Consider the following 19,933-nt stretch of genomic DNA (forward strand, 5'->3'; position numbering starts at 1 on the left):
TCTAGGTGAATAGTTAGAGCTTTTCGTCCTAATTTATCATACTTTTGCATGGCAACGACTTGACCTCGGCCCAATTCTTATCATTTAATATCAGCTAAGGTGATGTAAATCACCATTCGTGATATGAATTGGGAGGTATACAATGAAGGTCGCCGTTACGGCACATCCGCGCTATATCGTGTCGGAAATCGACCCGAGGCTCTATGGATCCTTTATCGAGCATCTGGGGCGCGCAGTTTACACCGGCATCTATGAGCCCGGTCACCCGACGGCGGACACCAATGGTATGCGCCAGGACGTCATCGACCTCGTCAAGGAACTCAACGTTCCGATCGTCCGCTATCCCGGCGGCAACTTCGTCTCGGCCTACAACTGGGAGGACGGCGTCGGCCCTAAGGAAGAACGTCCGGTGCGCCTCGATCTGGCTTGGCACACATCGGAAAGCAACGAAGTCGGGCTGCACGAATTTGCCGACTGGTGCGCGTCCGCCAACACCGAGATGATGCTCGCCGTCAATCTCGGCTCGCGCGGCCTCGACGAAGCCCGCAACTTCCTCGAATACACCAATCATCCCGGCGGCAGCGAGTGGAGCGACAAGCGCATCGCCAACGGCCGCAAGGAACCCTACAATGTCAAGCTCTGGTGCCTCGGCAACGAGATGGACGGGCCCTGGCAGATCGGCCATAAGACGGCTGATGAATATGGCCGCCTCGCCCATGAGACCGCGAAAGCCATGCGCGCCTTTGACAAGTCGCTCGAACTCGTCGTTTGCGGCTCCTCCAACGCCAAGATGCCGACCTATCCCGAATGGGAAGCGACCGTTCTCGACCATACCTACAACGAGGTCGACTATATCTCGCTGCACATGTATTTCGACAACGAGGCCAACGACACGCCGAACTATCTCGCCATGAGCGAGAAGCTCGATGCTTATATCGTCTCGGTCGCGGGCGTCATCGACTACATCAAGGCCAAGAAGCGCTCCAACAAGCGGGTCTATATCTCGTTTGACGAATGGAATGTATGGTATCATTCCAAGGAGCAGGACAAGAAGATCCTTGGCGGCAATGACGGCTGGCCCTTCGCCCCGCCGCTGCTCGAAGACATCTACAATTTCGAGGATGTGCTGCAGGTCGGCCTGATCCTCAACACCTTCATCCGTCGTGCCGATGTCGTCAAGATCGCCTGCCTCGCGCAGCTGGTCAATGTCATCGCCCCGATCATGACGGTTCCAAACGGCCCGGCATGGCGCCAGACGACCTTCTACCCCTATTTTTATGCCTCGATCTATGGCCGCGGCAATGCGCTGGACCTCAAGGTCGAAAGCCCGACCTACAACTCCACCGTTGCAGGTGACGTTGCCTATGTCGACGTCACTGGGGTGCATGACACAGAAACCAGCCATGTGACCTTCTTTGCCATCAACCGGCATGCGAATGACGCAATTGAAACAGTGATCGACCTGACCGGCTTCGGCGCGGCTGATATCGTTGACCATCAGGTGATGACGCATGCGGATCTAAAAGCCGTCAATTCGTCCGAAAATCCTTTCAAGGTCGGCCCCAAAAAGGGTGTGGACGCCAAGGTGACTGACGGCAAGCTCAGCCTGTCGCTGCCGGCCTATTCCTATCAGATGATCCGCCTGAAGCTCTGATTTCAGGCGAACCATCGAGACGGTGTATGCGCTGAGGAGGAGCGTCGACGTGACCGCAAATATCGAAATCAGGAATGTGAGCAAGCAGTTCGGTGCCATGACGGTGCTGGATGACCTGTCGCTCTCCATCAAGGCGCGCGAATTCATCGTGTTTCTTGGACCGTCGGGTTGTGGGAAATCGACCCTTCTCCGGATGATTGCCGGGCTTGAAACCGTTGATGGGGGCGAGATCGCGATTAACGGTGAGCGCATCGACCACCTGCCTCCCGGCAAGCGCGGCATTGCCATGGTGTTCCAGTCCTATGCGCTCTATCCGCACATGACGGTGCGCGACAACATGGCCTTCGGCCTCGACAACATCGGCGTGGCGCGCGACGTGATCGACGCGCGCATTGCCGAGGCGGCTCGTATCCTGGAAATGCTGCACCTGCTCGAGCGCAAACCCGGACAGCTCTCCGGCGGCCAGCGCCAACGGGTCGCCATCGGCCGCGCCATCGTCAAGGAGCCGAAAGCCTTCCTGTTCGACGAGCCGCTTTCCAATCTCGATGCCGCCCTGCGCACCCGCACGCGCATAGAACTCGCCCAGCTTCACCAGCGCCTGCAATCGACGATGATCTTCGTCACCCACGATCAGGTGGAGGCGATGACGCTCGCCGACCGTATCGTCGTTATGAACAATCGCAAGATTGAGCAGATCGGTTCGCCGATGGAGATTTATGAGCGCCCAGCGACGAAGTTCGTTGCAGGCTTCGTCGGCGCACCGGCGATGAATTTCGTCGATGTTACGATCGGTAGACCCGGCGCCGTCGTTACCGTGACATTCGCCGACAGCACAGCTATCGCCACCGATATTGCCTCAAACCAGGTCGTCGATGGCGCTTATACATTTGGTGTCCGCTCGGAAGATGTGCGCATCGCGCCAACCGGTCAGGGCAATGTCAACGGCAAGGTCGATGTGCTGGAGCGTCTTGGCGAACGCACGCTGGTCTATGCCCGCCTCAGCGATGGCCAGATCATCGTCGCCTCCGACGTCGGCAACAGCCGCGTTGCCGTTGGCGACACGGTCGGCCTCGCCTTCGATGGCAGGAAATCGCATCTCTTCAATGAAACCGGGCGCGCCTGGCATGCGAGGGGGGCCTGATATGGCTGACCAGCTGACGATCCGAGAGACCGCAGCGCCGGCCGCCGGCGTCAGGGTCCCAAGCGCCAATATCTACGCGCCGCAATGGCGAAACTTCGTTTTCGTCGCACCGTTCCTGTTCTTCTTCACGACACTGCTCATCTTTCCGCTTTTCTGGGGCATGTGGCTGAGCTTCCACAAGGCGGACACCTTCTCGACCGGCAGGTTTGTCGGCCTCGACAACTATGTCAGGCTCTTTCACGACAAGGTCTTCGTGCAATCGGTCTGGAACACCTTCTACTTCGTGCTGCTAACGGTGCCGACGCTGGCGCTGATCGGCCTCTTTCTCGCGCTTTGCCTCAACCGCCGCACGCGCACCGCCGCTGTGCTGCGGGCTCTGTTTTTCTCCTCCTCAGTGCTGTCGGTCACCATCGTCACACTGATCTGGCGGATCGTCTACATTCCGAATGTCGGCCTGCTGTCGACGATCTACGGATGGTTCGGCGCAACCGCACCGGCGTTCATCTCCGATCCCAGCCTCGCGATGATCGGCATTGCCATCGCCACGATCTGGTGGTGCATCGGCCTGCCGATGATGCTGTTTCTCTCGGCCCTTCAGCAGATCCCGCAGGATATCTATGAGGCTGCGGCGCTCGACAACGCTAACCGCTGGCAGACGCTGCGGTCGATAACCCTGCCCTCGATCAAACGCACGTTTATCTTGGTGATCATCATCCAGATCGTGCTGCAATTCCAGCTGTTCGGCCAGGCCTGGCTGATGACGCGCGGTGGTCCGAACAATCTCACCAAGCCAATCGTGCTCTACATCTATGACACGGCGTTCCGTCGCTGGGATCTCGGCATGGGTGCCGCGGCCTCGGAAATCCTCTTCGTCCTCATCCTTATTGCGGCCATGGCCCAGTACCTCGTCACGCGCAACAAGGGAGACCAGGCATGAGCGCTCCAGCCACTTCCATCAAGGGACGGGCATTCGGCGACCGGGTCCTGCTGGCCCTCGTCATCCTGCTGTCGATCATCATGATCGCGCCGGTTCTCTGGGTCATCGGCTTGTCACTCAAGGAAAACGCCGAGCTGATGGCCAATCCGAATTCGGTGTTCCATGCGCCTTATACGTTGAAGAACTACATCAATACCATCGGCACATCGTCGGTGTTCCGCTGGGTGCTCAACAGCATCATCGTCTCGGGCGGCCTGACACTCGGCACGTTAATCCTGTCGTCGCTCGCCGGCTACGGCTTTGCGCGGCTGAACTTCCCCGGTCGCAACATCCTCTTCGTCATCGTGCTCTTCGGCCTGGCAGTTCCGGAACAGGCCGTACTGGTCGCCCGCCATCAGATCTTCAGCATGCTGAAGTTCCACAACACCTATCACGGCCTCATTCTCCCCGGCCTGTCGGCTTCGTTCGGCGTTTTCCTGATGACCCAGTATTTCAGGGCCATCCCGAGGGAGTTGGACGAAGCCGCCATGCTGGACAATGCCAGCCGCTTCAGGATTTTCTGGAAGGTGCTTCTACCACTCACCGTGCCGGCGCAGGCAACCCTTGGCATCTTCACCTTCCTCAGCGCATGGAACGATTACTTCTGGCCGCTGATCTCGGCGACCAAGAAGGACATGTTCACGCTGACGGTCGGCATGGCTTCGACACAGACAAATTTCGCCCAGTCGGAGGGCATCGGCTTCCTGATGGCTCAGGCAGTGTTCGCCGGCGCGCCGATCCTGATCATCTACCTCTTTTTCCAGAAATACATCGTCACAGCCGTCTCTGGTGCTGCGGTGCGATAGCGAAAGTTGCCTGTCGGTCGAAGAGGAACGGCCGCGGCAACGAAGAATGAAGCCAATCCGGGGTGGAGTGGCGGAAACTCAGTAGGAGGAACTGATATGAGAATGAAAACAATACTGCTTGCCGCAGTCTCTGCGGGCGTAATGGTGCTCGCAAGCCCAAGCTTTGCAGCGACGGAACTGACCGTACAGCGCTTTTTCGGTGCCTGTGACGCCGATTTCGGCACCAACACCGATGTCGCCAAGGCCGTTGGCGAATGTGGGATCATCACCTCGATGATCAACAAGTTCAATGCCGACAATCCGGACGTGCATGTGTCCGTCACCACTGTGGAGTGGCCGGGTTATGATCAGTTGACCGCCCAGTTCGCGTCGGGCGACGCACCTGATATCGTCACCATCCATGAATCCGTGCTGTCGGACTACCAGTCCAAGGGTCTGCTCCTGCCGCTCGACGACGTGCTGAAGTCGGTCGGCGTCACGCCCGACAGTTTCACGGATGCAGCTCGCAACGGCGTCACCAGGGATGACGGCAAGATCTACGGCCTGCCGATCGACACATGGAGCCTGCTGTTCCACATCAATATGGACCTTTTCAAGAAAGCGGAACTCGTCAATGCCGACGGCACTCCAAAACTGCCGACGAGCGTGGACGAGCTTCTGGCCGAAGCCAAGCAGTTCAAGGAAAAGACAGGCAAGCCGTATTTCGTCCAACCGACGGCGAACGAGACCGCCAATTTGGCCTGGAATCTCTATAGCTATCTCTTCCAGCAGAACTCCGATTTCTTGGCTGATCCGACGCATGTCAAGCTGAACACGCCGGAAGCCAAGACCGTGGTGAATATGTTCCGGACGCTCTATGCGGATGGCAATATTACCCCGAACCTCGACTACGGAACAGGCATCAATGCGTTTCTGGCCGGTGAGGGTGGCGTGCATTTGAACGGCACCTGGGTCATTGGTGACTATACCGCTGCCTCCGAAAAGGCAGGCACGGCGCTGAATGCAGGCGGTTATGCCGTCTACCCATTCCCGCAACTTTTTGCGGGCGACAAGGCGCAATATGCTGACGGCCACACCTGGGCCGTCTCGCAGAAGGACCGCAGCCCGGAACAGCTTGCCGCGATCGGCAAGTTTCTGAAGTTCTTCGCCGACAATGATTTCGAATGGTCGCGCACCGGCCATCTGCCTGCTTACAAGGCGGTCCTCGCATCTGACGCCTTCAAGGCACTGCCGCACCGCGATACACTGGCGCCGCTTGCTGCTCTGGGCCGTCCTCTGCCGTCGGCCGTGCAGCGCCGGTTCGCAATCCAGGACATCGTCGGCGAGGAAATGAACGCCGCAGAAACCGGCCAAAAGGACACCGACGCGGCCCTTGCCGATGCCGAAACCCGCATCAACGAGCTGCTCGCCAATCTCTAGGCTCCCTGACGCGTCGGCTCTCCGGAGCCGCCGCGAAAACGAGCGCCCGTGTCCGTTTGCGCGGGCGCTCGTTTAGCACGAGTTTATGGATTGAACGACTTAGGATGCAGGAATTGTGATCCGCGTCCCATAGTCGTGCCATTCAGAACTGGAATTTTCAGTGGAGCAGAGCTTTGCCGCCGCTCTGCATGGCAGCGGTTCAGGCGTCGTGATTTCACTAACGCGCGCCTCTTCCGTGAGGATCGGATCCTCCGCAAACTGCCCACCTTGATAGAAAGCTGCTGCAGTTCCCATCAGCCCGGCGGTAGTCTTGCTGCGGCCCATTTTGCGGCGGCCATCCGGATTGATGATCTACCCTGCACTCACGGCGTCGACCAAACAGAATGACGAGGGACGGCCTTGCAGCCTCCAATTCGTTTCTCAATAATTTGAGTTCGCGCTCACGACCTAAAAATTCCATTGGTCCGCAATAAGGTAATTTAAATTACCGTAATTACGATTACCTTAATCTATATTACCTTAATCCAACCTACCTGCGCTAGCAGGGTGGGCACCAGGGACCACCGCCATGCATTCATGCCCCAGTTCGATAATCTGACGGTAAAGACGTAACCGGTCGGGACCGGCCTCGTAGCAGAACCGCGGGGGGCGGGCCACGCTCACCCCGCGAACATACATGGTCTAATCTGGCATCCAGTTCACCCAGCTTGCCCTTCAATTCCACGACGACCGACGTCATACACCCGAACTCCATCGACGCAATCGGGAGTAACAATTTTGGCAGCCGAAATCTTGTGGCACCTGCTATTTCCGGGAAACAGCATTGACCGGGCCAGTGGACTCCCGAAGTATCAGTTCAACCGGCCAGAGCTCGTGGATTTCCGTCGGCGGCTTGCCTGCCAGGAGTTCCAGTACAAGTTCCGCCGACCGCTTGCCGGCAGCACGTATCGATGACCGCGTCGTTGAAAGGGACGGAGCCATGTTGTCCGCGTTCAGATAGGGGAGGACATCGTCGTGGGCGATAACCGAAATATCCTTGCCGACAGCAAGATCGAGCGATCGGGCGGCACGGTAGACGCCGAGCGCCGTCATCATCGAGCCAGCGACGAAGGCGGTCGGGCGCGGTGACTGTTCGAGGAAGGACCGTGCGAACCGGAAACCGACTTCGTCGGTGAAACTCCCGTGGGCGACCAGACGCGGATCGAATTGCAGGCCGCGCTCGACAAGAGCGTCACGATATCCCTTGTCGCGATGCATGGAAAACGTCACGCCCGGGCGGCCATTGATCATGGCGATCCGCCTGTGGCCAAGATCGAGCAACTGAGCGGTGGCGCGCTTGATCGCGCCTTCGTTGTCGATGTCAAGCCAGGCATAGGGGACGTCCGTTTCGGACCGGCCGTGAACCAGAAACGGCATTCGGAGTTTATGAAGCAAGGCGATGCGTTCGTCATTGGGTCTCGGCGCATTGACGATAAAGGCGTCGACGCGCCCGCTTTCCACCAGCCGGCTAAAGAGTTGCATCTCCTCTTTGGCATCGTGTTCGGCTATCGGGCTGACGAGAATATCGATGTCCTCTCCCCCCAGACGCTCGCCCATTCCGCTCAGGAATTCAGCGAAATTAACTTCCCGCCCCCTCTCCATCAGTATGCCGATGGCGCCAACGCGTCCGGTCACCAGGCGCACGGCGTTGATGTTCGGCCGGTAGCCCAGGCGTATCGCCGCGTCGGCAACGCGCTTGCGGGTGCTTTCGCGCACTTCCGGATAACCGCTCAGGGCTCGGCTTACCGTGGTCGGCGAGAGATCGAGATGCTTGGCAAATTCTTTGAGTTTCATGTGGTCCGACGCGGCTTCGCATATTGATTATTAGCTATAGCTCGACCACTCCGCTGTCAGCAATCCATCTCACCGCAAGATCCGGGTGCTCTCGCTGTGGCCAAACTAAAACGTTTTCAAATTAGCCTCCACGTTACAATGTCTCCACTAAGATCAGGAAACTCACCGCAACCGCCAGGTCTTATTTATCATACTGATTATATTGGCGTTTCTCATTAATCTTCTTAGTGTTTACACGCAGCTGCTTGTTGCGGCTTGACTCAATTTCCCGTTTCTGACAGTTTTTCCAAACCAAAGCGCTTTCGATTTTGCTGATCCAGTTTCAGCCGGCGCTTGGAGGCCTGGGAGGAGCCGATGACCATGAAACTTTTTGCGACAGCCGTAATTCTGGGCGCGATCACAAGCGGCGGTGCTTTCGCCGCCGAACTCTCGATGGCGGCAAACGCGACCGGCAAGGCTGCCGAATTCCTCCGCGCGCGCCTTGCCGAGTTCGAGGCGAAAACGGGCAACAAGGTCAATCTCGTGACGATGCCCGCGTCGAGCAGTGAGCAGTTCGGGCAGTACCGCCTGTGGCTCGCGGCCGGAAATACTGATGTCGATATCTACCAGACCGATGTCATCTGGGCGCCTCAGCTTGCCGACCAGTTTGTCGACCTGACGGAAGCGACGAAGGATGTGATGGGCGAGTTTTTCCCATCGGTCATCCAATCGCAGACAGTCAACGGGAAGCTTGTCGCCTTGCCGATGTTCACCGACGCGCCCGCCATGTATTACCGAAAGGATCTTCTCGAAAAATACGGCAAGCAGCCACCCAAGACATGGGACGAGCTGGAGGCCACGGCAAAGGAAATCCAGGAAAAGGAACGCGCCGCCGGACAGTCGGATTTCTGGGGCTTCGTGTTTCAGGCCAATGCCTATGAGGGCCTGACCTGCAATGCGCTCGAATGGATCAAATCCTCGGGCGGCGGACAGATTGTCGAGCCGGACGGTACGATTTCGGTCAACAACGAAAAAGCAGCGTCCGCCATCGACCGTGCCAAGGGCTGGATCGGCACCATCGCACCGGAAGGCGTGCTCGCCTACCAGGAGGAAGAGGCTCGCGGCGTCTGGCAAACCGGTAAGGCGGCGTTCATGCGCAACTGGCCCTATGCCTATGCGCTCGGCAACGGCGACGACAGCGCTATCAAGGGCAAGTTCGATGTCATGCCGCTACCCGTCGCCGCCGCGGGCGACCAGCCGTCGTCCTCTCTCGGCGGCTGGAACGCAGCCGTCTCGAAATATTCGGACGAGCAGGAGGCCGCGATCGAACTGGTGAGGTTCCTTGCATCGAGCGAGGTGCAGAAAAAGCGCGCGGTTGAGCTTTCCAACCTGCCGACCCTGCCGGCTCTCTACGATGACGCCGACATTGCCGCCAGCCAGCCTTTCATGGCGAGCTGGAAGCCGATCTTCCAGAATGCCGTGCCGCGTCCGTCGGCGGTGACAAAGGTCAAATACAATGAAGTCTCGTCGGATTTCTGGGGCGCGGTGCACAACACGCTTTCCGGAAACGGTTCGGCTGCCGAGAACCTCGAACTGCTCGAAGTCGAGCTGACGGAGCTCAAGGGCGACGCCTGGTAATTGCATTCAGCCGCGGACGGCAGCCGGCGGCGGCTGTTGTCCGCATGTTTGATGCTTCCGGCCCTCGCCGGATGACAACCGGTGGGCAATCATCATGACCGAACTTTCCCTTGAAACGTCGCCGGCGGTGCACGCGGCACGCAGCCGGATCGGTTCCGACCTGCAGGCGCAGCGCATCCGCTCGGCGTGGATATTTCTGGCGCCGACCCTGTTCGTGCTGGCCATCGTCGCGGGCTGGCCGCTCGTCAGAACCATCTATTTCAGCTTCACCAACGCGTCGCTGACCAATTTGTCGGGCGCGGAGTTCGTCGGCCTCAAGAACTACCTGTCGTGGATCACGCTGAAGAGCGGCCGCACCATCTTTAGTGGCCTCCTCGCCGATCCGGCCTGGTGGGGCGCTGTCTGGAATACGCTGAAATTCACGCTAGTCTCGGTCAGCATCGAAACCGCGCTCGGGCTGATCGTGGCACTCGTGCTGAACGCGGAGTTTCCGGGACGCGGCCTTGTCCGCGCCGCCATTCTCATCCCCTGGGCCATTCCCACCATCGTTTCGGCCAAGATGTGGGCCTGGATGCTGAATGACCAGTTCGGGATCTTGAACGATATTTTCCTCAGCCTCGGCCTGATCAGCCAGAAGATCGCCTGGACCGCCAGTCCGGACACGGCGATGATTGCGGTGCTGGTTGTCGATGTCTGGAAAACCACGCCGTTCATGGCACTCCTGATCCTCGCCGGCCTGCAGATGGTTCCCGGCGATATCTATGAGGCTGCACGGATCGACGGCATCCATCCGGTACGGGTCTTCTGGCGCCTGACCTTGCCGCTGATCCGTCCGGCGCTGATGGTCGCCGTCATCTTCCGCATGCTCGACTCGCTGCGTATCTTCGATCTCATCTATGTGCTGACGCCCAACAACGCGCAGACCCGGACCATGTCGGTGCTTGCCCGCGAAAACCTCTTCGAGTTCGACAAATTTGCCTATGGAGCGGCAGCTTCGACCATGCTGTTCCTGATCATCGCGACGATCACGGTCCTTTACATGTGGTTCGGCCGCGTCAACCTCGACGGAGGAGACCGATGATGGTTGCCACGCTTGCAAAGCGTACCGCGTTTTATGCGCTCGTCGCCGCCATCATCATCGTCGCGGTGTTCCCCTTCTATTACGCGATCCTGACAAGCTTCAAATCCGGCACGGCATTGTTCCGGGTGGACTACTGGCCGACATCGCTTTCGCTGGAAAACTATACCGGGGTCCTGTCCGGCGGCAGCTTCATGAGGAATCTCGGCAACTCGCTGCTGGTCGCCGGTCTGGTGGTGGCTCTTTCGCTGCTGCTCGCAGTCACGGCATCCTTTGCGCTGGCGCGTGTGCGGTTTCGCGGGCGGTCTCTGCTGCTGCTGACCATCCTCGCCGTCTCGATGTTTCCACATATTGCGGTGCTCGCCGGGTTGTTCGAGCTTATCCGCTGGATCGGCATCTTCAACACGCCGTTCGCGCTTATCTTTTCCTACATGATCTTCACGTTGCCGTTCACGGTCTGGGTACTGACCACCTTCATGCGAGACCTGCCGATCGAAATCGAGGAAGCAGCCATTGTCGACGGTGCCTCACCCTGGGTGATCATCACGCGCGTCTTCATGCCGCTGATGTGGCCGGCACTCGTCACCACCGGCCTGCTTGCCTTCATCGCCGCCTGGAACGAGTTCCTGTTTGCCTTGACGTTCACGTCATCGGACACCCAGCGCACGGTCCCCGTGGCAATCGCCATGCTCTCGGGAGGCAGTCAGTTTGAAATACCCTGGGGCAGCATCATGGCCGCTTCCGTGATCGTAACAGTTCCCCTGGTGATCCTCGTGCTGATCTTTCAACGGCGGATCATATCCGGCCTCACCGCCGGCGGCGTCAAAGGATAGGAGAAAAAAATGGCAGAGATTCAACTGCGGGATATCCGCAAGTCCTTCGGCGCCTACGAGGTCATCAAGGGCGTCAGTATGGACATCAGGTCGGGCGAGTTCATGGTATTCGTTGGACCTTCCGGCTGCGGCAAGTCCACCCTGCTTCGGCTCATCTCGGGCCTTGAAGAAATCAGCTCGGGCACTCTTTTATTCGACGGACAGGTCGTCAACCAGCTCACGCCTCCCAAGCGCGGCATCGCCATGGTGTTCCAGTCCTATGCGCTCTACCCGCATATGACGGTCTACGAGAACATGGCCTTCGGCATGCAGCTCGCCGGTCGGGACAAGGCGCAATGCAAGCATCGCGTGGAGGCAGCCGCAGAAATGCTGCAGCTCACGCCCTATCTGCAGCGCCTGCCGCGGCAGCTTTCGGGCGGCCAGCGCCAGCGCGTGGCGATCGGCCGGGCCATCGTGCGCGATCCGAAAGTCTTCCTCTTCGACGAACCGCTGTCGAACCTCGACGCGGCGCTGCGCGTGGCAACGCGCCTCGAGATCGCCAAGCTCCATCGCAGCATGCACAAGACGACGATGATCTACGTGACCCACGACCAGGTCGAGGCCATGACACTTGCGGATCGGATCTGCGTGCTGCGCGACGGGCTGGTCGAGCAGATCGGCACGCCTCTGGAGCTCTACGAGAGCCCGAATTCGCTTTTCGTCGCCGGCTTCATCGGGTCGCCGAAGATGAACTTCCTCTCCGGCGATTTCTCGCGGCCCTACGACGCCCACACGATCGGGATCCGCGCCGAGCATATCGAAATCACCCCTCACCAGGGGCAGTGGGCCGGAACCGTCGTTCATTCGGAAATCCTCGGCTCGGATAGCTATGTCTATCTCGATGTCGGATCGGCCGAGCCGGTGATCGTTCGCGAAAATGGCGTCTCGGGGCATCAACCCGGTCAAAGACTGCAAATCACGCCGATTGAAGGGCGCGTTCACCGCTTCGACGCAGCGGGCCGCGCCATGACCACGGCAAAAATGCGTGGTGCCGCCTAGGGAACTGACCACCTGAACGAGCCTGCGTCCCCGCAAGCAGAACATCGCTGGTCAACATGTGCCCCGATGGGGTGTTGAGAGGTCTATCAATGAGGCATGGAAACGCTTCCTATCACTCATAATCTCGGCAAGATATGAGTGATAGGAAGGATGTCTATAACTCACGCGCTGGAACTCTCGATATTCCTGAAACTAGGCGGTTCGAAGCATGACGGGCTCGAATACACCTCGGCTATTCTGCTTTGCAGTCATCCCGGCATCAGCCCGTGTCGCGCAAGCGTGACCTTTGACAGCAACACTTATGGCACGGCGATGCCGGGATCGGAGACCGTCCACCTCAAGCCACGGGTATGCTACGGCTCACGAAGAGGAGCTCACTCGACGATCGTCCGCTGCGCCTCGATGCGTGCCGTTCGCCAGGAGGACCAGGCAAAGGCGGCGACGAACATCGCGGTCATTAGGAGCACGATCGTCGGTGCCGGCGCGCTGTCGATGAAGAACGAGACGTAGACGCCGGAGAAGGAGGCCACCGTCGCAACCAGCACAGCAACGATCAGCATGCTGCCCATGGTGCGGGTGATCAGGAAGGCGATGGCGCCGGGGGCGATCAGCATCGCGATGGCGAGGATCAGTCCGACGGCCTTGAGCGCCCCGACAATCGTCAGCGACAGAATGGCAAGCAGCCCGTAGTGCAGCCAGTTGACGCGCAGTCCGACGGCCTTTGCCTGAGCAGGATCGAAGGCATGCAGCAGGAAATCGCGCCATTTGACGGCAAGGATGCCAGCCGCCACCAGGGCAATCAGGCCGGTTTCGACGATGTCAGCCCAACCGATACCGAGCATGTCGCCGAAAAGGATGTGATCGAGGTGCACGTCACTCTGGATCTTGGTGTAAAGCACCAGTCCGAAGCCGAACATGCCGGAGAAGACCACACCCATCACCGTATCCTGCTTGATGCGGCTGTTTTCCTTGAGGTAGCCCGTCAAGAGCGCGCAGGACATGCCGGCGGCAAAGGCACCGACGGCGAGCGGCAGGCCGACGATGTAGGAGATGACGATACCGGGAAAGACCGCATGCGAGATTGCGTCGCCCATCAGCGACCAGCCCTTCAGGACGAGGAAGCAGGAGAGCATCGCCGTCGGGATCGCCACCAGCACGGAGATCAGAAGCGCGTTGCGCATGAACCCGAACTCGAAGACGGCGAGCAGCATGTCGAGTGAGATCATCGGGCGACCTCCAGTGCTTCTGCGCTGCGCCTGCGGGCGGCAAGAAGGCCGTGCTTCGGGGCAAAGATGAAGGCGAACAGGAAGATCAGCGTTTGCAGCACGATGATGATGCCGCCGGTGGCGCCGTCGAGGAAATAGCTGAAATAGGCGCCGAAGAAGCTTGTCAGCGCGCCGATCGCCACGCTGATCATGATCAGCCGGGGAAACCGGTCGGTGAGCAGATAGGCGGTCGCGCCCGGGGTGACGACCATGGCAATGACGAGAAAGGCGCCGACGGTCTGGAGCGCCGCGACGGTGCAGGCCGAAAGCAGGGTGAAGAACAGCACCTTCAGAAAGGACGTCGGGATCCCGATCGAGCGCGCGTGGCTCTCATCGAAGAACGTCACCATCAGATCCTTCCATTTGGCCGTGAGGATGACGAGCGACACGATGCCGATGATTGCCAGTTGCAGCGTGTCGGCGGGCGTGATGGCGAGAATATTGCCAAGCACGATCGTCTGGATATTCACCGAGGTCGGCGACAGCGACACCATGAAGAGGCCGAGCCCGAAGAAGGAGGTGAAGATCAGTCCGATGATGGCGTCCTCTTTCAGCCGGGTGCGCTGGTTGAGGAACAGCATCGCGCCGGCCGCGAGCGTGCCGGAGAAGAACGCGCCGAGCGAAAAGGGAAGGCCGAGCATATAGGCGCCGGCGACGCCCGGAACGATCGAGTGGGAAAGCGCGTCGCCTATCAGTGACCAGCCTTTCAGCATCAGATAGGACGACAGGAAGGCGCAGACCGCGCCGACCAGAGCGCTCACCCACATGGCGTTGAGCATATAGCCGTAGGTAAAGGGTTCTGAGAGTGCGGCGATCATTTGCCGTCCGCCTCTGGATCGGTCTCAGGTTTGGCCGGCTGCGATACCATGTGGCCCTTGGCGCCGTACATGACCAGCGGCCGCTCGTCGTCGCTGATGACGGAAAGCTGACGCGGATCGGCATCATCGTGCAGGTTTTCGCCACCGAGCACGAAATGGCGAAGCACGCCGCCGAAGGCGAGTTCGAGGTTTTCCCGGGTGAAGGTGGTGTCGGTCGGGCCGTAGGCGAGCACGGTATTTTTCAGAAGCACGGTGCGATCGCAGAATTCCGGCACGCTGCCGAGATTGTGGGTGGAGACCAGCATGACCCGGCCTTCGTCACGCAGCCCGGTCAACAGGCGAATGATGGCATCCTCGGTCTTGACGTCGACGCCGGTAAAGGGTTCGTCAAGCAGGATGACGCGGCCGTCCTGCGCAAGTGCGCGGGCGAGGAAGACGCGCTTCTTCTGACCGCCGGACAACTCGCCGATCTGCCGCTTGCGGAAATCACTCATGCCGACCCGGGCAAGTGCGGCCTCGACTGCCTCATGATCGGTCTTCTTGGGGATACGCAGCATGTTCATGTGGCCGTAGCGGCCCATCATCACCACGTCCTCGACTAGGACCGGGAAGTTCCAGTCGACCTCTTCGGCCTGCGGCACATAGGCAACCAGGTTTTTTTTCAGTGCTTCTGGCACCGAAAGGCCGAGGATGGAGATTTCTCCGCGCGCCAGCCTGGCGAACCCCATGATCGCCTTGAACAGGGTCGACTTGCCGCTGCCGTTGACACCGACCAGTGCCGTGATGGTCCCGGTCGGGATCTCGAACGAGGCGTCGCGCAGCGCGCGATGGCCGTTGCGATAGGTGACCGTGACGCCTGAGGCACGGATACCGCTACCCGCTTCACCCGACGCCGGCGCTTCGCTGGGCTGGGTTTTCACCTGAAGGTTCATTGCGACAGGCCTTTCGCGATGGTTTCGGACGTGACGCGCAAGAGGTCGACATAGGTCGGAACCGGACCGTCCGCTTCGCTGAGTGAATCAACATACAGCACGCCGCCGTATTTTGCCCCTGTCTCGCGCGCGACCTGCTGGGCAGGGTCCGGAGAAATCGTGCTTTCCGAGAAGACAACCGGAATGTTGTTGGCGCGGACCGCGTCAATCACCTTGCGCACCTGCTGTGGCGTACCCTGCTGGTCAGCGTTGATCGGCCAGAGGTAGAGTTCCTTCAGGCCGAAGTCGCGGGTCAGATAGCTGAAGGCACCTTCGCTCGAGACCAGCCAGCGCTTCTCCTCTGGGATCTTGGCGATCTCGGCCCGGATGGGATCGATCGTCGCTGCGATCTTCTTCTTGTAGGCCTCCGCATTGGCCTTGTAGGTCTCGGCATTGGCCGGGTCGTATTTCACGAAGGCGTCGCGGATATTGTCGACATAAATCAACGCGGCCGAGGGCGACATCCAGGCATGGGGGTTCGGCTTGCCGGTATACGGACCTTCGGCGATGCCCATCGGCTCGACGCCCTCGGACACGACGGCCCCCGGGATGTCGTCAAAGTTCTGGAAGAACTTCTCAAACCAGAGCTCGAGGTTGAGGCCGTTCCACAGGATCAGCTTGGCATCGTGCGCCTTCAGGATATCGCGCGGAGTCGGCTGATAGTTGTGGATCTCGGCTCCGGGTTTGGTGATCGATTCAACGATGGCGGCGTCACCCGCAACGTTCTTTGCCATGTCTGCAATCACCGTGAAGGTGGTGACTGCCTTGAATTTCTCCTGCGCCCATGCGGCACCCGGAGCGATCGCGAAAACTGCCAGTGCTGTTGCCGCCGCCAGGATCGCGCGCCTCGTCTGATCGATCATTCCATACTCCCTGCTTGTGGTCGCTGACAGGACTAGGTGAATGGTTTGCATAAGTCAATGCAAATGAGAAGCATTCGCAACTAGCTATTTTCAAACTTGTAACCCTTGGCTAGTGTTGAGCCATGAAACAGAACAAGAATCGCGTTGAGGAACTGGAAGGCGTCCTGCGGGACGGCGGCGTGCGCGTGACGCGCCAGCGGGCAGCGATCCTGAAGATCCTTGCCATCGCCGAAGACCACCCGGATGCAAGCGAATTGCACCGCCGGGCGAAAGAAATCGATGCAACCGTCTCGCTCTCAACAGTCTACAGAACGCTTTCAGCGCTTGAGCAACAGGGCGTCGTGCATCGCCATGCTTTCGAAAGCGCCACTGCCCGCTTCGAAACCGCCGATGCGCCACATCACGATCACCTGATCGATATCGATACGGGTGCGGTCATCGAATTCCGCTCCGACAAGATCGAGCAATTGCAGGCGGAAATCGCCGCAGAACTTGGCTACGATCTTGTGCGTCACCGGCTGGAGCTCTACTGCCGCAAGCGCAAGGACTGACTGGCGTCGGTCCGAACATTGAGACAACCGCGAAGAAAATGGCGGCTAACCGTGCGATTGGCCTTGAGGCCCCCGAGCTGGGCAAGATCGATGGTGTCTGGATTCACCGCTGAGACCAGCTGATCAATGCGGGCTTTTCGGCAGCCACAAACCGCTCCACCGTGCAGGATGGCTATTCCGGTGCTGCTGCCTATGCGCGTCCAGAAGGACCGACAAGAATATTGGACGTGTCCACAAGCTGCTCGTTGACGGTTGTCTGCGGTCGATTGTTGGCGACCGGAACGGCATGGCGAAGATGTTGCAAGGAGGCCCTATTCCCGCATCAGCCGAGCGATTATTCCGGCGTTCTGGGGGAAAAGTGCCGAAAGTGTCTGGCGGTTTGTTTCGATCATGTCTTCAAGCTCCCAGCCTGGGGACACGACTTCGCTGACGAGCCCATAATCTCCGGATTCCAGCTCCAGCGCCTTCCATGTACCGCCTGCGACGGCAAGTTGCAGGCGTTGACCGTTTTCGATATCCGGGCCTAGCACGATCTTTTCATAGGCCCCATCGGGATGGATCAGATGATAGGTGACGGGATCGCCTTTCAAGTGGAACTGGATGCCATCCGAATGCTTGCTGTGAAACGCCACCGGCGGCGAGGCATCATCCAGCATGAAATAGATCGCGGTCATGGCGAGGCGTTCGCCGCGTGCGGTGACAATTTTCGTGGCGGCATCAGGCCGGAATGTTTCGGCGAAATAACCGCCTTCGAAATGCGGTGTGAGGCCGAGCGTGCGGATGACGTCTTGTTTTTTCATGATGAATCCTGCTCGTCAGCCGCCGGCACGGCAGCAAGCGTCCCACTCGGTGAGAAATCCCATGATTTCGAGCGAATCGGCGAGCCGAGGCGAAGGCCTGGGGGCTTGTTTGAGCCCGTCGCGGAGGGCGGCCTCTGTGGTCAATACCTGGTGCTGAAAGGCGTCAAGCCCGGTTGAGACGATTTGATCAGGCGCTTTGCCGTAGATTTCCACCTCGATGATATTGTCGCCGGCGACGGGAAGCCAAGGGTTGGTCTTGAAGCGAGCAACGCCCTTGTCGCCGTAGATGGCAAAATTCCACGCCATGCCGAAACTGTCGGTCGATTGCAGCGTGGCGAGCACACCGTTCGAGAACCAGGCGGATACCGCCGCATCGCTGATATTGCCGTCCGTCTCAGACATATTGCCGTGGCCCGCAATTTTCCGGAGACCGAACGCGTCATCGCCGAAAGCTGTCTGCATGACATAATGCAGGAGCGATGCCGGATAGCAACCGAGGTTGAAAAGCGTGCCGCCGCCTGCGGGATTGACGAATTTCGCGATATCGGCCGCATAGAGGCCGTTGATCGACCTGAGTTGTCCAAGGCGGCCTGATCGCAGGATCGCACCCAATTCGGCGATCACGGGATGATTGAGATACATCAGCCCTTCCATGAAGAACACGCCGGAGGTCCGAACGGCATCGGCGAGGGTGTGAGCGTCAGCCATGGTCACGGTCAGCGATTTTTCCGAAACGATCGCCTTGCCGCGCTTGGCCGCGGCGATCACCGCGCTGTGGTGAACATTGTTCGGCAGTCCGACGTAGACGATATCGATATTGTCATCACCGAGCAGAGTGCCGATATCACCATAACCCTTTGCGATTCCGTGACGGCTTCCGAACGCTTCGAGCCGGCCGGGATCACGGCCCATCACCGCTTCGAGGCTTGAGTTTTCGCTGGACGCGATGGCTTCAGCCATGGTGTCTGAAATGAAGCTTGTTCCGAGAATTCCCCAACGCAACATTTGGTATTTTCCCTTAGCGATTGAGATCGAGATAGGCAGAAGCGACGTGCGCATCGATGTCGGCCGGCACCGGAACCACACAGGAGGTATGATCGAGCTTGCCGCCCGCGACCCGTTCGAGACAGCGCGCCTGCAGGGCAAAGCCCAGATCCATCGATTCGATCGAGTTTCCAAGCGGACGGGGGCCGGCGAGATTGGCCATATGCCCATCGCCGAGGATGTGGATTTTCCGGCCATCATCCAAATGCAGGGTTTCTATGCCATCGACAGCATAGGTATCGACCGCGTTGACCCTCGCCACGGCTTTGATGCCATTGACATCGATTTCAGTCGGGAAGTGCCCGCCATTGATGAGAATGACACCATCCTTGAACAGCGGCAGGTCGGCAGCCGTGACGATATTGGCAAAGCCGGTGACGGTGACGATCACATCGGCGGAGGCGATGGCCTGGTTTCTGAGCGGCGTCGAAAAGCCATCGAGATGGGCCTCAAGAGCAGTGACAGGATCGACATCGACCACGCTGACATTGCTATAGGCACTGCGGAAACAGGCGGCAGTTCCCTTGCCACATGCGCCATAGCCGAAAACGGTCACACGCTTGCCATTGGTCGAGCGATTGGTGAAGCGCATATAGCTCTCAAACAGCGACTGGCCGACGGCGTGGCGGTTTTCGGCAAACTGCTTGATCGGGCTGTCATTGATGACAAGGATCGGCAGTCCGATCGCCTCGCGCATCGGCGCGAGACGCCGGCGTCCGGATGTCGTTTCCTCAGTGCCGCCCAGCAAGTTCTTATAGGGACACTCGGCGACGCGGGCGAAAAGATCGCCGCCATTGTCGAGCAGTAAGTCTGGCCGGCGGTCGAGCAGAGTGTCGATGAAACCGCGATGCGCCGTCGTATCTGTGGTCTGCTCGCCGATGACGTCGATCTGGTGCTGTTTAAGGTATTCCACGGTCGCAGGCTGAGTGCTGTTGAGATTGCCGGTCACGACGAGATTGGCTCCGCCGGCCCGCAATGTCATCAGAAGGGCGACGGTCTTGGGTTCCAGGTGAATGGCGGTGCCGATTGTCAGGCCCTGGAAAGGCTTTGTGCGGGAGAATTCCTCGCCGATTGCCGTCAACAGCCGGCAACTGTCCGCCACCCATTCGATCCGCGAAAGCTGGTGTTGTCGGGTCATGGCTTTTGTCTCCGCTGGGCCCAGGCGCGCTGCCGGTATTTCTGCGGATGTTCCCTAACGTGCGAAGCCGGTGGTCAAAAGGGACATA

General features: G+C 59.2%; 18 protein-coding genes. 10 read left to right on the plus strand and 8 right to left on the minus strand.

The annotated features are described in order from the left end of the window. Positions 1–142: 142 nt before the first annotated feature. From WI754_RS25165 to WI754_RS25185, 5 genes are all read left to right on the plus strand, one after another. Entirely contained in the window at positions 143–1,654 is a 1,512-nt protein-coding gene (locus WI754_RS25165; protein WP_341486746.1) for an alpha-N-arabinofuranosidase, read from the plus strand. A 49-nt stretch (positions 1,655–1,703) separates the two neighbouring features. Further along, positions 1,704–2,795 (plus strand): sn-glycerol-3-phosphate ABC transporter ATP-binding protein UgpC, encoded by a 1,092-nt coding sequence (gene ugpC, locus WI754_RS25170; protein ID WP_341486747.1) that lies wholly within the window; start codon positions 1,704–1,706, stop codon positions 2,793–2,795. Position 2,796: 1 nt separating this feature from the next. Continuing rightward, positions 2,797–3,732 (plus strand): sugar ABC transporter permease, encoded by a 936-nt coding sequence (locus WI754_RS25175; RefSeq protein WP_341486748.1) that lies wholly within the window; start codon positions 2,797–2,799, stop codon positions 3,730–3,732. Further along, positions 3,729–4,577, plus strand: coding sequence for a carbohydrate ABC transporter permease (locus WI754_RS25180; protein ID WP_341486749.1), 849 nt, complete (start codon positions 3,729–3,731; stop codon positions 4,575–4,577). The genes WI754_RS25175 and WI754_RS25180 overlap by 4 nt, the downstream gene beginning before the upstream one ends. A gap of 102 nt (positions 4,578–4,679) precedes the next feature. After that, a complete protein-coding gene (locus WI754_RS25185) occupies positions 4,680–5,996 on the plus strand; it encodes an extracellular solute-binding protein (protein WP_341487999.1) in 1,317 nt (438 codons plus the stop codon). An 804-nt stretch (positions 5,997–6,800) separates the two neighbouring features. On the opposite strand, the gene WI754_RS25190 is transcribed toward WI754_RS25185, so the two are convergent. After that, positions 6,801–7,829: a LacI family DNA-binding transcriptional regulator gene (locus WI754_RS25190; protein ID WP_341486750.1), complete on the minus strand. Its 1,029-nt coding sequence runs from the start codon at positions 7,827–7,829 to the stop codon at positions 6,801–6,803. 360 nt (positions 7,830–8,189) lie between these two features. On the opposite strand from WI754_RS25190, the gene WI754_RS25195 reads away from it, so the two are divergent. The 4 genes from WI754_RS25195 (at position 8,190) to WI754_RS25210 (ending at position 12,395) form a co-directional block, all read left to right on the plus strand. Beyond that, on the plus strand, positions 8,190–9,446 hold the full coding sequence (locus tag WI754_RS25195) for an ABC transporter substrate-binding protein (RefSeq protein WP_341488000.1): 1,257 nt from the start codon (positions 8,190–8,192) through the stop codon (positions 9,444–9,446). A 94-nt stretch (positions 9,447–9,540) separates the two neighbouring features. Further along, complete coding sequence (locus WI754_RS25200; protein WP_341486751.1) at positions 9,541–10,527, plus strand: sugar ABC transporter permease; 987 nt, start codon at positions 9,541–9,543, stop codon at positions 10,525–10,527. Beyond that, positions 10,527–11,357 carry a carbohydrate ABC transporter permease gene (locus WI754_RS25205; protein ID WP_341488001.1) on the plus strand — a complete coding sequence of 277 codons (831 nt, stop codon included), beginning with the start codon at positions 10,527–10,529 and terminating at the stop codon, positions 11,355–11,357. Before WI754_RS25200 ends, WI754_RS25205 begins: the two co-directional genes overlap by 1 nt. A gap of 9 nt (positions 11,358–11,366) precedes the next feature. Continuing rightward, positions 11,367–12,395 carry an ABC transporter ATP-binding protein gene (locus tag WI754_RS25210; protein WP_341486752.1) on the plus strand — a complete coding sequence of 343 codons (1,029 nt, stop codon included), beginning with the start codon at positions 11,367–11,369 and terminating at the stop codon, positions 12,393–12,395. Positions 12,396–12,769: 374 nt separating this feature from the next. Here the strand turns inward: WI754_RS25210 and WI754_RS25215 are convergent, their stop codons facing one another. Genes WI754_RS25215 through WI754_RS25230 form a run of 4 tightly spaced genes read right to left on the minus strand, consistent with a single transcriptional unit; the run spans position 12,770 to position 16,312 of the window. Beyond that, a complete protein-coding gene (locus tag WI754_RS25215) occupies positions 12,770–13,621 on the minus strand; it encodes a metal ABC transporter permease (protein WP_341486753.1) in 852 nt (283 codons plus the stop codon). Then, positions 13,618–14,478 carry a metal ABC transporter permease gene (locus tag WI754_RS25220; protein ID WP_037124952.1) on the minus strand — a complete coding sequence of 287 codons (861 nt, stop codon included), beginning with the start codon at positions 14,476–14,478 and terminating at the stop codon, positions 13,618–13,620. The genes WI754_RS25215 and WI754_RS25220 overlap by 4 nt, the downstream gene beginning before the upstream one ends. After that, complete coding sequence (locus WI754_RS25225) at positions 14,475–15,410, minus strand: manganese/iron ABC transporter ATP-binding protein (protein WP_341486754.1); 936 nt, start codon at positions 15,408–15,410, stop codon at positions 14,475–14,477. The genes WI754_RS25220 and WI754_RS25225 overlap by 4 nt, the downstream gene beginning before the upstream one ends. Continuing rightward, positions 15,407–16,312 carry a metal ABC transporter substrate-binding protein gene (locus WI754_RS25230; RefSeq protein ID WP_341486755.1) on the minus strand — a complete coding sequence of 302 codons (906 nt, stop codon included), beginning with the start codon at positions 16,310–16,312 and terminating at the stop codon, positions 15,407–15,409. The genes WI754_RS25225 and WI754_RS25230 overlap by 4 nt, the downstream gene beginning before the upstream one ends. 122 nt (positions 16,313–16,434) lie before the next feature. Here WI754_RS25230 and WI754_RS25235 point away from each other — a divergent pair, with 122 nt between their 5' ends. After that, positions 16,435–16,863 carry a Fur family transcriptional regulator gene (locus WI754_RS25235; protein ID WP_341486756.1) on the plus strand — a complete coding sequence of 143 codons (429 nt, stop codon included), beginning with the start codon at positions 16,435–16,437 and terminating at the stop codon, positions 16,861–16,863. Between the two features lie 311 nt (positions 16,864–17,174). Here the strand turns inward: WI754_RS25235 and WI754_RS25240 are convergent, their stop codons facing one another. The 3 genes from WI754_RS25240 to WI754_RS25250 are packed head-to-tail and all read right to left on the minus strand — an operon-like array spanning position 17,175 to position 19,845. Continuing rightward, positions 17,175–17,663, minus strand: a complete 489-nt coding sequence (locus tag WI754_RS25240) for a cupin domain-containing protein (RefSeq protein ID WP_341486757.1) — start codon at positions 17,661–17,663, stop codon at positions 17,175–17,177. Between the two features lie 15 nt (positions 17,664–17,678). Further along, complete coding sequence (locus WI754_RS25245) at positions 17,679–18,668, minus strand: Gfo/Idh/MocA family oxidoreductase (RefSeq protein ID WP_341486758.1); 990 nt, start codon at positions 18,666–18,668, stop codon at positions 17,679–17,681. A 13-nt stretch (positions 18,669–18,681) separates the two neighbouring features. After that, positions 18,682–19,845, minus strand: a complete 1,164-nt coding sequence (locus WI754_RS25250; RefSeq protein ID WP_341486759.1) for an adenosylhomocysteinase — start codon at positions 19,843–19,845, stop codon at positions 18,682–18,684. Positions 19,846–19,933: the final 88 nt, after the last annotated feature.

The organism is Pararhizobium sp. A13 (assembly GCF_040126305.1).
GTDB lineage: Bacteria > Pseudomonadota > Alphaproteobacteria > Rhizobiales > Rhizobiaceae > Pararhizobium.